This window comes from Streptomyces sp. NPDC005485, from assembly GCF_040606085.1.
In the GTDB taxonomy this organism is placed as follows: domain Bacteria; phylum Actinomycetota; class Actinomycetes; order Streptomycetales; family Streptomycetaceae; genus Streptomyces.
Window position 1 is genome coordinate 1 of sequence record NZ_JBEXDZ010000234.1, and the last position, 10,835, is coordinate 10,835.

Genomic DNA, 10,835 nt, shown 5'->3' on the forward strand with positions numbered 1-10,835 from the left:
CTCGAACGCCCCCGCCTCACTCCGGACTCGGGGAAGCGGAGGGCCCGGCCGGACTGTCCCGACGGCGACGGGTCAGGTCACACCCTTCGGATCGTCAGTGGTGTCGGTCAGTCGCGCAGGGCGTCCTTGCCCTTCTCCTTCGCCTGACGCAGGTCGCCCTTCTTCTGCTTCGCGTGACCCTCGGCGGTCATCCGCTCGTTGCCCACGGTGCGGCCCGCTGCTTCCTTGGCCTTGCCCTCGGCCTGTTCCTTCATTGCCTTGGCCTTCTGGTCGCCAGCCACAGCTATTCACACTCCCAGCTGTCATCGACTATGCGTTCTCCTGCGTCGGGTGACCTCCCAAGCCCCACACAAACGCGATATTCGATGACCTTTTCCCTTCTCGCTCGCCCGGCCGGTTCGACGCGGTCCTTCGACCACCGGAGTGTGACGTCTGCCGTGGCGGCTCTTCCTACGTGTGACCGGCCGTTCGGCGGGTAATCGGGCCGTGCTCGCTGCCGGTCGGCGCCCCGGGACCGCGAGAGGTTGCTCACGCGGGACGCACGTCCGCGGGCATCGGGCGCCTGCCGACGGGTAGTCGAACTTCATCAGCAGCCTTTAGTGGAGGACATTGTGCCGACGGAAAAAGCTCCCCTGGCCATCGATGTGACGGTTCCCCGGGAGGACGTCGTATTGGTCGGTGTCAAGGGATTCCTGGACGTCGACACGGCTACGGAACTCCACCACCACCTTGCCAACCAGATGGTGCACGGCCGTCGCCACCTTCTGCTGGATCTGTCCGAGGTCCCCTTCATGGACTCGTCCGGCATCAACATCATCCTCAAGGCCTACCAGGAGGCCCGCAGGGTCGGCGGCAGCGTCCGTCTGATCAGCCCCGCACCGGCCGTGCAGCGCATTCTCGACCTCACCGGAGTGACCCTCACCGTGCCGTCCTCGGAGACCTCCGAGGACGCGCTCATCGCGACCGGTCAGGCGCCGGAGCGTGAGCCGCAGGAGGGCGCAACAGAGAAGGTGCCGGGCCGGCAGTAGGGATCCGGGGCGGCTTTTTTGCACGAGGGGAACGGGTCTCCTGGGGGCGAACACTTGCCGTTTGACAACTGTGGTCGTGGGACAACAAAGTGATGGACGCCCGATGCACGGGCCGCTCCTGATCCCGGCCCACGTACCCGCTGAGCGCCCAACTGGAGCCCGCCTGCACGATCTTCGGCGACCGCTTCGACAGGGCCGAGGTCGGGCAGGGCGACGAAACCGCAGGGCGCGATGCCGGCGCAACGCACGCGCGCGCCTGGCGGGCTCGACGTGAAGTCGGAGAAGGCTGCGGACGAAAAGGCTATGCGCGAAGGAGAAGAGCACGTGACGGATCAGGCGGCCTTGGCACATCACGGGACGTCCGCACAGGCGGTCGGCGCGTTCCTGCGGCGCCGCTGTGAGCAGATCGCCCAACGATGGGCGGACGAGGCGCTGTTCCGCACGGTCTTCACGGTGTCGCGCGACGAGGCGCTGGAAGCGGCCCGCGCCGTGGTGGAGGCGCTCGCCGCGGTGGCGATGTCCGACCGCATCGAGGATCCGGGCGCGCCCGGCTTCGCCACGGTACGGGAGCAGTTGGCGCGCACGGCGGCCGCGCGGGGCCGCGCGGGCGCCACGTCCGAGCGGATCGCCCACGAAGTGGCGGCGCTGCGGCCCTCGATCACGGAACTCCTGAGCGCCGACCTCGCCGACGCGCGGCGCGAGGACCTGTGCGCATCGCTGGTCTCCCTCACCGTTCTCCTCGGTACGCTGCGGCTGGTCGTGCTGGAGACGACGCTCAGCTCCGACGAGCAGCTCATCGAACGGCAGCGGCTGCAACTGCTCGAAGTGACCACACCCGTCATCAAGTTGTGGACGGGGATCGTCGCCGTCCCGCTGATCGGCACGCTCGACAGCGCCCGCAGTCAGGTGGTGATGGAGAGCCTGCTGGACGCAGTGGTCGCCCAGCAGGCCCGTTTCGTCATCCTGGACATCACCGGCGTACCGACCGTCGACTCCCTGGTGGCGCAGCATCTGATGAAGACGGTCGCGGCGGCGCGCCTCATGGGGGCCGAGTGCATCGTGTCGGGGATACGTCCCGCGATCGCCCAGACCATCGTCCATCTCGGGATCGACCTGGGCTCGGTCGTCACCCGCGCGAGTCTCGCCGACGCGCTCGGCCACGCCCTGCACCGGCAGGGCGCCGTGATCGTCGATCAGACCGCCGGCGGGATCCAGCGGTGATCGGCGATGTCCCCGGCCCGTCCGGCGCGCATGTGCCCGTGCTCAAACTCGGCGACGTCCTGCTCGTCACGCTTCAGGGCGAACTGCACGACCATGCCGCCGAACAGCTTCAGCAGGACATCGGCGAGGCCATCACGCGCAGCCATGTCACGGGCGTCGTCATCGACGTGTCCGGCGTGGCGATCGTCGACTCCTTCCTCGGCCGGGTCTTCGCGGAGATCGCCGCGACCGCCGGCCTGCTGGCCGCGCGGACGGTCGTGGCCGGAATGCGGCCCGCTGTCGCCCTCACCCTGGTCGAACTGGGTCTCACCCTGCCGGGGCTGCGCACGGCGCTCGACACCGACCATGCCCTGGGGCTGCTGGCGGAGCCGACCTCGCACCTGCCGCACGCTTCCGGACGCCGGGAGAGCCTGTGACGGAGACATCGGGGCGCGTCGCCGTATGCCTGCCGATCCGGTCGGACATGGATCTGGCATGGGTACGGCAACACGTGCGGCAGGCGGCCGCCGAGCTCGGTTTCGGACTGGTGGACCAGACCAAACTGGTCACCGCCGCCAGCGAGCTCGCGCGCAATACCCTGGTCCATGGCGGGGGAGGTCAGGTCGAGTGCACTCCCCTGGAAATCGGTCGCTCCCGGGGGCTTCGTCTCACGTTCAGCGACGAAGGGCCGGGGATCGCCGACATCGAGCAGGCGCTGCGCGACGGCTACACCTCGGGCGGTGGGCTCGGGCTGGGACTGGGCGGTGCGCGGCGGCTGGTGCACGAGTTCTCCATCGACAGCAGGCCGCGGGCGGGCACCTCGGTCACCGTCATCTGTTGGGTCGGCGGCCTGCCGCACGCACGAGAGGAGAGGCGATGACCCACGTCTGGGACGTACCGGTGCACGACTCGACCCGCGTACGGGACGTGCGAGTGGCCGTGGAGTCCGCCGCGGGGCACATCGGACTCGACGAGGAGCGCACGGCCGACGCGGCGCTGGTCGCCACCGAACTCGCCACCAACCTGCTCAAGCACGCGGGCGGCGGCCAGATACTCATCGACGTCGTCGACGCGTACCTCGGGCCGGCGCCAGCCGGGCGGATTTCCGTCGTCCAGATCGTGGCACTCGACCACGGTCCCGGAATCGTCGATCCGGCGGCCGCGCTGGGGGACGGCTACTCGACCGCGTCCTCGCTGGGGGCGGGACTCGGCACGTGCAGGCGGATCGCCGACGAGTTCGAACTGCACAGCTCGCCCGGCCGGGGCACCGTCGCGCTGGCCCGGGTCCACGGGGCGCGCAGCATCAAGGTTCCCCGCCACGACGCGCACACCGGCCTCCCGGTCCGGGCCGGCGGCGTCAACATCCCCTTCGCCGGGGCCGAGGTGTCGGGCGACGCCTGGGCGTGGGTACCCGGCGCCGATCGCCTCACCCTGCTCGTCGCCGACGGTCTGGGCCACGGTCCCGCCGCCGCCCTCGCCTCGGACGCCGCCGTACGCGAGCTGCACCGCTCCGCACACCTTTCACCTCCGGAGCTGCTCGCACAGCTGCACACCGCGCTGCGGGACACCCGCGGTGCCGCCGTCGCCGTAGCTCAACTCGACCTCGCCGAGCGGAGCCTCTCCTTCAGCGGCATCGGGAACATCGGTGCCCGGCTGCGCACCGGCGACACCTGGCGGGCACTGCTGTCCCACCCGGGGATAGTCGGCGCCCATCGTCCGGCGCGGGTGCCCCACCTGCAGGTGCCGTGGGCACCCGACAGCCTCCTCGTCCTGCACAGCGACGGCCTGCCCGGTCGCTGGGTCCCGCCTGACGCCGTGCCGCACGGCTCGCCGGACCCCGCGGTGACGGCCGCCGCCATCGTGCGCGACTCCAGCAGTTCCGCCCTTCCCGTACGCGACGACACCACCGTGGTGGTGCTGTCCCCCACCCTGCCGGACCGACGACCATGACCCGGACCTGGTGCCTGAGCACCATCACCGACGCCGCTCGGGTGCGGATCGCGGTCGCGCGGATCGCCGCCGCCCACGGCGTGCCCGTGCTCGACCGCACCCGCCTGGTCACCGCCCTGACCACGCAGTTGCGGCAGTGCCTGACCAAGGGCGGCACCTGGCAGCTGACCCTGGAGACCAGCGCCCCGCCGAGCGGGACGGAACACGGCCGGCTGGAGATCACCGTGCTTCCGGGCCCCGACAACGCGCCCGCCGACCAGCCGGCCTGGCGGGCCGCCGTCGACCTCACCGAACCCGGCGACCGCGACGCCGTCGCCCAGGTGGCGTCCGACGCGCCGACCCTGGCCGAGGCTCTCTTCGGCGCCGACGACGACACCGCCCGCGTCATGGAGAAACTCTCCGAGCAGGAGGCACTCGTCGCCTTCCACCGCGAGGAACTCCACCAGACGAACCAGGGCGTCCTCGCGCTGCACGCGGAGCTGGATGCGGCCGGAGAGGCCCAGCGCGCGCTGTACGCCGCCGAGCGGGAGACCCGCAGGGAGGCGGAGAACGCACGGCGCAGGCTGACCTTCCTGGCCGACGCCAGCGCGATCCTCACCTCGTCCCTCAACCACGCGGAGATCCTGCGCCGGCTGCCGCAACTGCTCACTCCGGGATACGCCCGGAGCGTCGACGTATGGCTTTTCACCGACGAGGACACGCATCCCCGGCCCACGCCCCGGCCCGCCGCGGCTGTTGTCGCCGCCCGCACGGGCCGCCCGCAGTACGCCGCCGACCACCCCGGCGGCCTGCCCGGCGTGGACGACGCACCGCCCTCGGCCCTGCAGCCGACCCGGCCGCTGCTCTGCATCCCGCTGCCCGTCGGCCGCCCTGCCGTGGGCGTGATGACGCTCATGCCACCGGGCGAGCGGTGGGATCCCGACGACGCCGTGATGCTGATCGAACTGGCCCGCCGGGCCGGAATCGCGATCGACAACGCCCAGCGTTTCGAACACAGCAGCTACATCGCCGAGACCCTGCAGCGCGCCCTGCTGACCGAACTGCCGACCACACCCGGGCTGCAGCTGGCCGCCCGCTACCTCCCGGCCACGCACGGTCTCAACATCGGCGGAGACTGGTACGACGCCTTCCGCCAGCCCGACGGAAGCCTGATCACCGTCATCGGCGACGTCACGGGGCACGGTCTGCACGCGGCCGTGATGATGAGCCAGCTGCGCACGGCACTGCGTGCCTACGCCGTCGACGGCGGCAGCCCCGGCCAGTTGCTGACCCGGCTGCACCTCTTCCTCCACCAACTCCACCCGGACCTGTACGCGACAGCGGTGATCGCCCGCTTCCGGCCGGGCGAGCCGACCGTGACCTGGGCCGCCGCCGGGCATCCCCCGCCGGTGCTGCGCACACCCGAGGGGCGGGTACGCTCGCTGAACGCCAAGCCGGGTGCCATGCTCGGGATCCCGCTGCAACAGGACATCGGCGACCACACCGTGCGGATGCCGGCCGGCTCCACGCTCGCCCTGTACACGGACGGACTGGTCGAAAGGCGCGCCCACGGCATCGACCCGGGTATCTCACGCCTCGGCTCGGCCCTCGCCGCCCTGCGCTCCAAGGACCTCAACGAGGATTTGAACGGCTCCGCGGACCGCATCCTCGAACCGATGCTGCGTGATTCGGAACGCGACGACGACGTGTGCCTGCTGCTCTGCCACATCGACAGCGCAGCGGAGCCGCCGGCTCACTGAGCGGTGCCGGCCTGGGCTTCCGCTGTCCGGTGGGCCCGCTGGAAGGCGTGCAGTCCGTTCTCGAGCGAGGTGCGCTGCGCCGGGGTCATTGCGGCGAGGACGTCCGCGAGGCTCACCGATCTGCGCTCCGCGACCTCCAGCAGCACGCGCCGTCCGCACGGGGTGACCCGCAACTGCAGTTCCCGCCGGTTGCCGGGATGCGACATCCGTTGCAGCAGGCCCGCGGCCTCCAGCCGGTCGCACAGCCGGCTGGCCGCGGGCAGCGCGATCCCGAGGATCTCCGCCAGCGCCGTGAGATTGAGTTCCGACCGGTGCCACACGGCCTTGAGGGCCTTCAACTGGTGGGGGGACAAGCGTGGGCTGACGGCCTCGGCCGCCGCGGTCCACAACGTCACGAGACGTTCCACCGCGTCCGCCACCTGCCGGGCCACCTCCTCGGGGCAGACAGCCGAAGCGGCCGCGCCGCTCCCGTTCTCCTCACCGCGCACGGCTCACCATGCGCTTCCCCGGTCCGTGCGCATGCCCTCAGGTGCCTGGTCCGACTCGGGCGCGGGCTCGGGGCCACAGCGGCAGCTCACAGACAGCTCTCCTCCTTGTGAAACGTGCAGGCGGGGTGGATCTGGTCCGCGCCCTACCCGAAGAGCCGGACCGCACGCCACCCACGGCCCCCTTTTCACGGAATCGTCGCGCTTCTCTCCCGGCTTCCCGTGTATCGCCTGCGGCGCATCGGGCACTCGACGACCAAGCAGCACGCTCGGGGCAAGCGACGAGGATCCATCCGTACGAGAGCGGAGGAACGGCCAGATGTCCACCGATCCGCGTCAGGAGGACGCGTTGTCGGCCGAAGAGGAAGTAGGAAGCCTCAGCGCAGCCTTCGGCGGTGCGCTACGGCACGTGACGCAGGCACGCCTGGCCGCGGAGGGGTTCCTGGGCGCGATGGCGCGCGCCTCGCCGCCCACGAGCCCGGATTCCTGGTACGACGTCCTGCTGGTGGTCAACGAGCTGGCCGCCAACGCCGTCCAGTACGCCCCAGGTCCCTTCACCCTGCACATGCGTCCCACTTTCGACGGCGTCCACGTGACACTGCACGACACCAGCACGACGCGTCCCGCGCCGCGGCCCTTCAGCCCGGGCAAGGGCGGCGGTGGTGTCGGCTGGCACCTCGTCCACGCGCTGTGCACCCAGGTGAGCGTGGTCGTCCGCCCCGACGGCAAGGACGTCCACGCCTTCCTGCCCTGGTGAGGCGAGCGACGCGAGAAGAGCTGCGGCGATCTTGCGACTCACACGGCCCGGTCCCGCGGCAGCCCTCGGTAGTACGCGGCGACTCGGCTCAGGTACGCGGGGTCCCGCGTCTCGCTGTCCGTCCGGAAAGGGGGAGCCTTCTTCACTGCCTCCTTGCTGCACGAGAGGGTGATCCTGCGCGCCTGTGCGTCGATCCCCGTGACGATGCCCGCCGGAATCAGCACGCTCTTGCCGAAGACCCAGATCCCCGTGTCGACGACCAGGTGCCGCATTCCCGCCTCGTCGGCGTGCCGGTCCACCTGGCCGATCGTCCCGTCGGTCGCCTCGACCGTGAACCCGGTGAGGGACTGGCCCTCCGTGTGACCGCTCTGCGGGGCGAAGGACCATGGTCTGTCGATGCTCACGACGTGCTCTCCCGTCCGTCACGTGCCTTCGCCGCGGACTCCTTCGCGGTTGTCCCCCACATATCCCGAATCGGCGTCCGCACACCCGTCACTGGCCGGGCGCGGCATCGGTGTCGGTGGGCTGCGAGAGGGCGATCTCGGCGGTGACCTGCTTGCCGTACGGAGAGGGTCGCACAGTGACGGACCGGCTGACGGCGCGGACGAGCTCCAGTCCGTGGCCGCCGATCCGGCGCGCGTCCGGCGGCTGGATCCTGGGCGCGCGGGAGGACGGATCCTGGACGGCGACGCGCACCGCCCGGCCGTCCCGGGACAGGTCGACCTGGAGGGCGCAGGCGCCCGGTGCGTGCCGCAGCGCGTTGGTGACGAGTTCACTGACCACCAGCCGGACGTCGCCGACGACCCGGTCCGGCAGGGCCGCATGGCCTGACTTCTGAAGCTCGGACAGGAAACCCGACGCCGCCCTGCGCCCCTCTGCCGGGGATGCGGCACCGCGGTCCCACAGGACGCGGCAACGCCGCGGAGTGCGCCCGTCCGGCGCCCGGTCATCGGCTCCGTACTGCCTGAGTGGGATGCTCATGGCGCGATATGCCTAACTCGGAAGATTTGGGTGCTTTCTGCGTAGATCGCTATACCTTCCGGCTACCCGCCGACTCCCGCAGTATGACCACCGATCGCTCGACTTCCTTCTCCGCTTCCACATCTGCGGAGCGGCGGCGGAGGTGCTGACCTGGCCGTGACGCACTCAACAGAGCTCGCCTGTACGTGAGTTCCGCGCGCGGATGCACATGAGTGAGCGATTTCCGGGTATCCGCCGAACCACGATGCCTGCACGACGCCCAACAACCCGAACTGAGAGTTCCGTCGGAAAGGGAGTGGACACCGCCATGAGCTGGTCAATGGTCAACGACGAGGAGACCCGGACCGTGACAGGCAAGGACCCGCTCCCCGATGTAGTGAATCCCCGAGCGGTGGCACCTCGTGACGCGCGGGAGCTGTCCCGCCGGTTCTTCCAGCGGCTGAGCGAACTCGAAGAAGGAACCGAGGAGTTCCAGTACGCCCGCAACACCCTCATCGAGATGAACATGTCGCTGGTGCGGTTCGCCGCGGGCCGCTTCCGCAATCGCGGGGACGACATGGAGGACATCGTCCAGGTCGGCATGATCGGCCTCATCAAGGCCATCGACCGGTTCGAGATCTCACGCGAGGTCGAGTTCACCTCCTTCGCGGTGCCGTACATCGTCGGCGAGATCAAGCGCTTCTTCCGTGACACCACCTGGGCGGTTCACGTACCGCGCCGCCTCCAGGAACTCCGCGTCGAACTGGCCAAGGCCCGCGAGGAGTTGTCCAGCCGTCTGGACCGCGAGCCCAGCACCGCCGAACTCGCCACCCTGATGAACCTGTCCGAGGACGAGGTGACGGAGGCGCAGATCGCCGCCAACGGCTACACCTCCGCCTCCCTGGACGCCACGCTGTCCGCGGACCAGGAGGGGGAGGCCGCACTCGCGGACTTCATCGGCGAGGAGGACGACGGCATGCGCCTGGTCGAGGACTTCCACACCCTCGCTCCCCTGGTCGCGGAGCTGGGCGAACGCGACCGGCGGATCATCCACCTGCGGTTCGTCGAGGAAGCCACGCAGGCGGACATCGGCGAACGGCTGGGGTGCTCCCAGATGCATGTCTCGCGGCTGATCAAGCGGATCATCGAACAGCTGCGTGACGGCATGCTCGCCGACATGCAACGGGTCGAAAGCGCCTGAGCGCTCCGGATCGCGGCCACGCGTGACGCCCCGGACTCCTCGTCCGGGGCGTCAGGCCGCGGCGGCCGCTTTCCCTAACACCGTGGCAACATCCGCCGGCCGCATCGACCGGCCGACGCAACCAGACTGCCCTGAGAGGCGTGCGAGGCGCACGTGATTCCGGGCAACGTCAGAACCTCGTAAGATCCACACCCCTCGGTCGGGTCTGCCTCCTCAGCGCAGCCACTGGTCCTTCTCCGAGGGGCGGTACAGCGTCACCGCCCGGGTCCGCTTGTCGAGGACGAGCCGGGGCGCGGGCGTCGCGGTCACCTCGCCGTCGTAGGCGAACCGTGGGTCGCCGTCCAGGACGTCGAGGCGGAGGCTGCGGACCTGTGCGGTGGTCAGGACGCGCGAGTTGTGCAGCGTGCCGGTGAGCACCGCGAGCAGCAGCCGGGTCCGGGCCAGTGGGGTGCCGCCGTCGACGGCACGCACGTCGAGCAGACCGTCGTCGAGCTGGGTGCGGTACGTGGGGGCGAAGCCGGCCGGGTGGTAGATGCCGTTGCCCGCGAACAGCAGCCAAAGGCGCCTGGACCGGCCGTTCACGCGGACGCTGACGGGGCTGCCCTTTGCGAGCACCCGCACCAGTCCGACAACGAGGGCGGGCCACTTGCCGATCCGCTTCTCCAACTGTCCCCGGGCGCGGACCAGTTCGGAGTAGACGCCCAGGCTGAACGTGTTGAGGAACAGCTGCTCGGAGCCGTCCGGAGCGCGTGCCCGGCCGACGTCGGCGACGATCGCGTCTCCGTCCCGGACGGCTCGCGCGACGTCCTCCGGAGTCTGGTTTCCGAGGTCCACTGCGAAGTGGTTGAAGGTGCCGCCGGGAAACACCGCGAGCGGCACGCCGTACCGTGCGGCCACGTCCGTCGCGGCGTTGATCGTGCCGTCGCCGCCGCACGCGCCGAGCGCGCCGCCCTCCTTCTTGGCCTGCCGCGCGGCCCGTTCGAGCAGTTCCGGCAGGTCCTGGCCCTCGGCCGGCACCTCGACCTCCGCTTTGGGGAGCAGGGCGCGCAACCGGGCCATGGGGTCGTCCGCGTCGGCGCTCCACGAGACGCCGGACGACGGGTTGACGACGACATGGAGGCCGTCGCCGTCGGGCAGTGCGGGCGCGGGCCGTCGGGGCGGCGCCGCGGCGGCCGCCGTCTCCGGTTTGACCGGCCACCACCGAGCGGTCAGCGCGGCGGCGCCAATGCCGATCGCGGTTCCGACCGCCACGTCGCCGGGAGGACGGACACCGGATCGTATGCGGGCCGCAGTCAGTGCCGCGGCGGCCGGGGCCACCGCAAGGCCGTACCGGGGCGCCTCCAGGAGGACGCCCGCGGCGAAGGCGGCGGCCGACGCGGCGTACCCGGCGGGGCGCACGGGCTGTGCCCGGCTCGCGGTGGGGCTCGTGAGGGTGCGGGTCACCGCCGATGCGATGGCCACGGCGCCGATGCCGCGCAGCGCCGCCCTGCGGGCGGTCCGCTGCCCGGTGGCGCC

At 70.9% G+C, this 10,835-nt stretch carries 13 protein-coding genes; 8 read left to right on the plus strand and 5 right to left on the minus strand.

All coding sequences use genetic code 11. The features are described 5' to 3' along the window. Positions 1-107 precede the first annotated feature (107 nt). Positions 108-281: a CsbD family protein gene (locus tag ABZS97_RS41400; RefSeq protein WP_356148030.1), complete on the minus strand. Its 174-nt coding sequence runs from the start codon at positions 279-281 to the stop codon at positions 108-110. A 330-nt stretch (positions 282-611) separates the two neighbouring features. Here ABZS97_RS41400 and ABZS97_RS41405 point away from each other — a divergent pair, with 330 nt between their 5' ends. The 6 genes from ABZS97_RS41405 (at position 612) to ABZS97_RS41430 (ending at position 5,917) form a co-directional block, all read left to right on the plus strand. Further along, positions 612-1,028: an STAS domain-containing protein gene (locus tag ABZS97_RS41405; RefSeq protein WP_356148037.1), complete on the plus strand. Its 417-nt coding sequence runs from the start codon at positions 612-614 to the stop codon at positions 1,026-1,028. A gap of 303 nt (positions 1,029-1,331) precedes the next feature. Beyond that, on the plus strand, positions 1,332-2,249 hold the full coding sequence (locus ABZS97_RS41410; protein WP_356148041.1) for an STAS domain-containing protein: 918 nt from the start codon (positions 1,332-1,334) through the stop codon (positions 2,247-2,249). Further along, positions 2,246-2,665, plus strand: coding sequence for an STAS domain-containing protein (locus ABZS97_RS41415; protein ID WP_356148046.1), 420 nt, complete (start codon positions 2,246-2,248; stop codon positions 2,663-2,665). Before ABZS97_RS41410 ends, ABZS97_RS41415 begins: the two co-directional genes overlap by 4 nt. A gap of 47 nt (positions 2,666-2,712) precedes the next feature. Next, a complete protein-coding gene (locus ABZS97_RS41420; RefSeq protein WP_356148083.1) occupies positions 2,713-3,108 on the plus strand; it encodes an anti-sigma regulatory factor in 396 nt (131 codons plus the stop codon). Further along, positions 3,105-4,178: an ATP-binding SpoIIE family protein phosphatase gene (locus tag ABZS97_RS41425; RefSeq protein ID WP_356148050.1), complete on the plus strand. Its 1,074-nt coding sequence runs from the start codon at positions 3,105-3,107 to the stop codon at positions 4,176-4,178. Before ABZS97_RS41420 ends, ABZS97_RS41425 begins: the two co-directional genes overlap by 4 nt. After that, positions 4,175-5,917: a SpoIIE family protein phosphatase gene (locus ABZS97_RS41430; RefSeq protein WP_356148055.1), complete on the plus strand. Its 1,743-nt coding sequence runs from the start codon at positions 4,175-4,177 to the stop codon at positions 5,915-5,917. The genes ABZS97_RS41425 and ABZS97_RS41430 overlap by 4 nt, the downstream gene beginning before the upstream one ends. Here ABZS97_RS41430 and ABZS97_RS41435 read toward each other — a convergent pair. After that, the gene (locus ABZS97_RS41435; RefSeq protein WP_356148058.1) at positions 5,911-6,405 is read right to left on the minus strand and encodes a MarR family transcriptional regulator; all 495 of its coding nucleotides are present in this window, start codon (positions 6,403-6,405) and stop codon (positions 5,911-5,913) included. The genes ABZS97_RS41430 and ABZS97_RS41435 overlap by 7 nt on opposite strands. Positions 6,406-6,721: 316 nt before the next feature. Between ABZS97_RS41435 and ABZS97_RS41440 the strand changes: the two genes are divergently transcribed. Further along, positions 6,722-7,159, plus strand: coding sequence for an ATP-binding protein (locus ABZS97_RS41440; RefSeq protein WP_356148064.1), 438 nt, complete (start codon positions 6,722-6,724; stop codon positions 7,157-7,159). Positions 7,160-7,197: 38 nt separating this feature from the next. On the opposite strand, the gene ABZS97_RS41445 is transcribed toward ABZS97_RS41440, so the two are convergent. Together ABZS97_RS41445 and ABZS97_RS41450 are read right to left on the minus strand one after the other, a co-directional pair. Then, a complete protein-coding gene (locus ABZS97_RS41445; protein WP_356148071.1) occupies positions 7,198-7,563 on the minus strand; it encodes a PRC-barrel domain containing protein in 366 nt (121 codons plus the stop codon). Between the two features lie 88 nt (positions 7,564-7,651). Next, positions 7,652-8,140: an ATP-binding protein gene (locus ABZS97_RS41450; RefSeq protein ID WP_356148074.1), complete on the minus strand. Its 489-nt coding sequence runs from the start codon at positions 8,138-8,140 to the stop codon at positions 7,652-7,654. Between the two features lie 319 nt (positions 8,141-8,459). Here ABZS97_RS41450 and ABZS97_RS41455 point away from each other — a divergent pair, with 319 nt between their 5' ends. Further along, positions 8,460-9,320 carry an RNA polymerase sigma factor SigF gene (locus ABZS97_RS41455; RefSeq protein ID WP_356148086.1) on the plus strand — a complete coding sequence of 287 codons (861 nt, stop codon included), beginning with the start codon at positions 8,460-8,462 and terminating at the stop codon, positions 9,318-9,320. Positions 9,321-9,533: 213 nt separating this feature from the next. Here the strand turns inward: ABZS97_RS41455 and ABZS97_RS41460 are convergent. Then, a partial coding sequence (locus tag ABZS97_RS41460) for a diacylglycerol kinase family protein (RefSeq protein ID WP_356148077.1) occupies positions 9,534-10,835 on the minus strand: 1,302 nt, incomplete at its 5' end.

What these genes read in the sequence shown, in the direction of transcription:
- ABZS97_RS41430 (WP_356148055.1), top strand. Translation starts at nt 4,175, where the DNA reads ATGACCCGGACCTGGTGCCTGAGCACCATCACCGACGCCGCTCGGGTG.
- ABZS97_RS41410 (WP_356148041.1), top strand. Translation starts at nt 1,332, where the DNA reads ATGCGCGAAGGAGAAGAGCACGTGACGGATCAGGCGGCCTTGGCACAT.
- ABZS97_RS41420 (WP_356148083.1), top strand. Translation starts at nt 2,713, where the DNA reads ATGGATCTGGCATGGGTACGGCAACACGTGCGGCAGGCGGCCGCCGAG.
- ABZS97_RS41450 (WP_356148074.1), bottom strand. Translation starts at nt 8,140, where the DNA reads ATGAGCATCCCACTCAGGCAGTACGGAGCCGATGACCGGGCGCCGGAC.
- ABZS97_RS41440 (WP_356148064.1), top strand. Translation starts at nt 6,722, where the DNA reads ATGTCCACCGATCCGCGTCAGGAGGACGCGTTGTCGGCCGAAGAGGAA.
- ABZS97_RS41425 (WP_356148050.1), top strand. Translation starts at nt 3,105, where the DNA reads ATGACCCACGTCTGGGACGTACCGGTGCACGACTCGACCCGCGTACGG.
- ABZS97_RS41455 (WP_356148086.1), top strand. Translation starts at nt 8,460, where the DNA reads ATGGTCAACGACGAGGAGACCCGGACCGTGACAGGCAAGGACCCGCTC.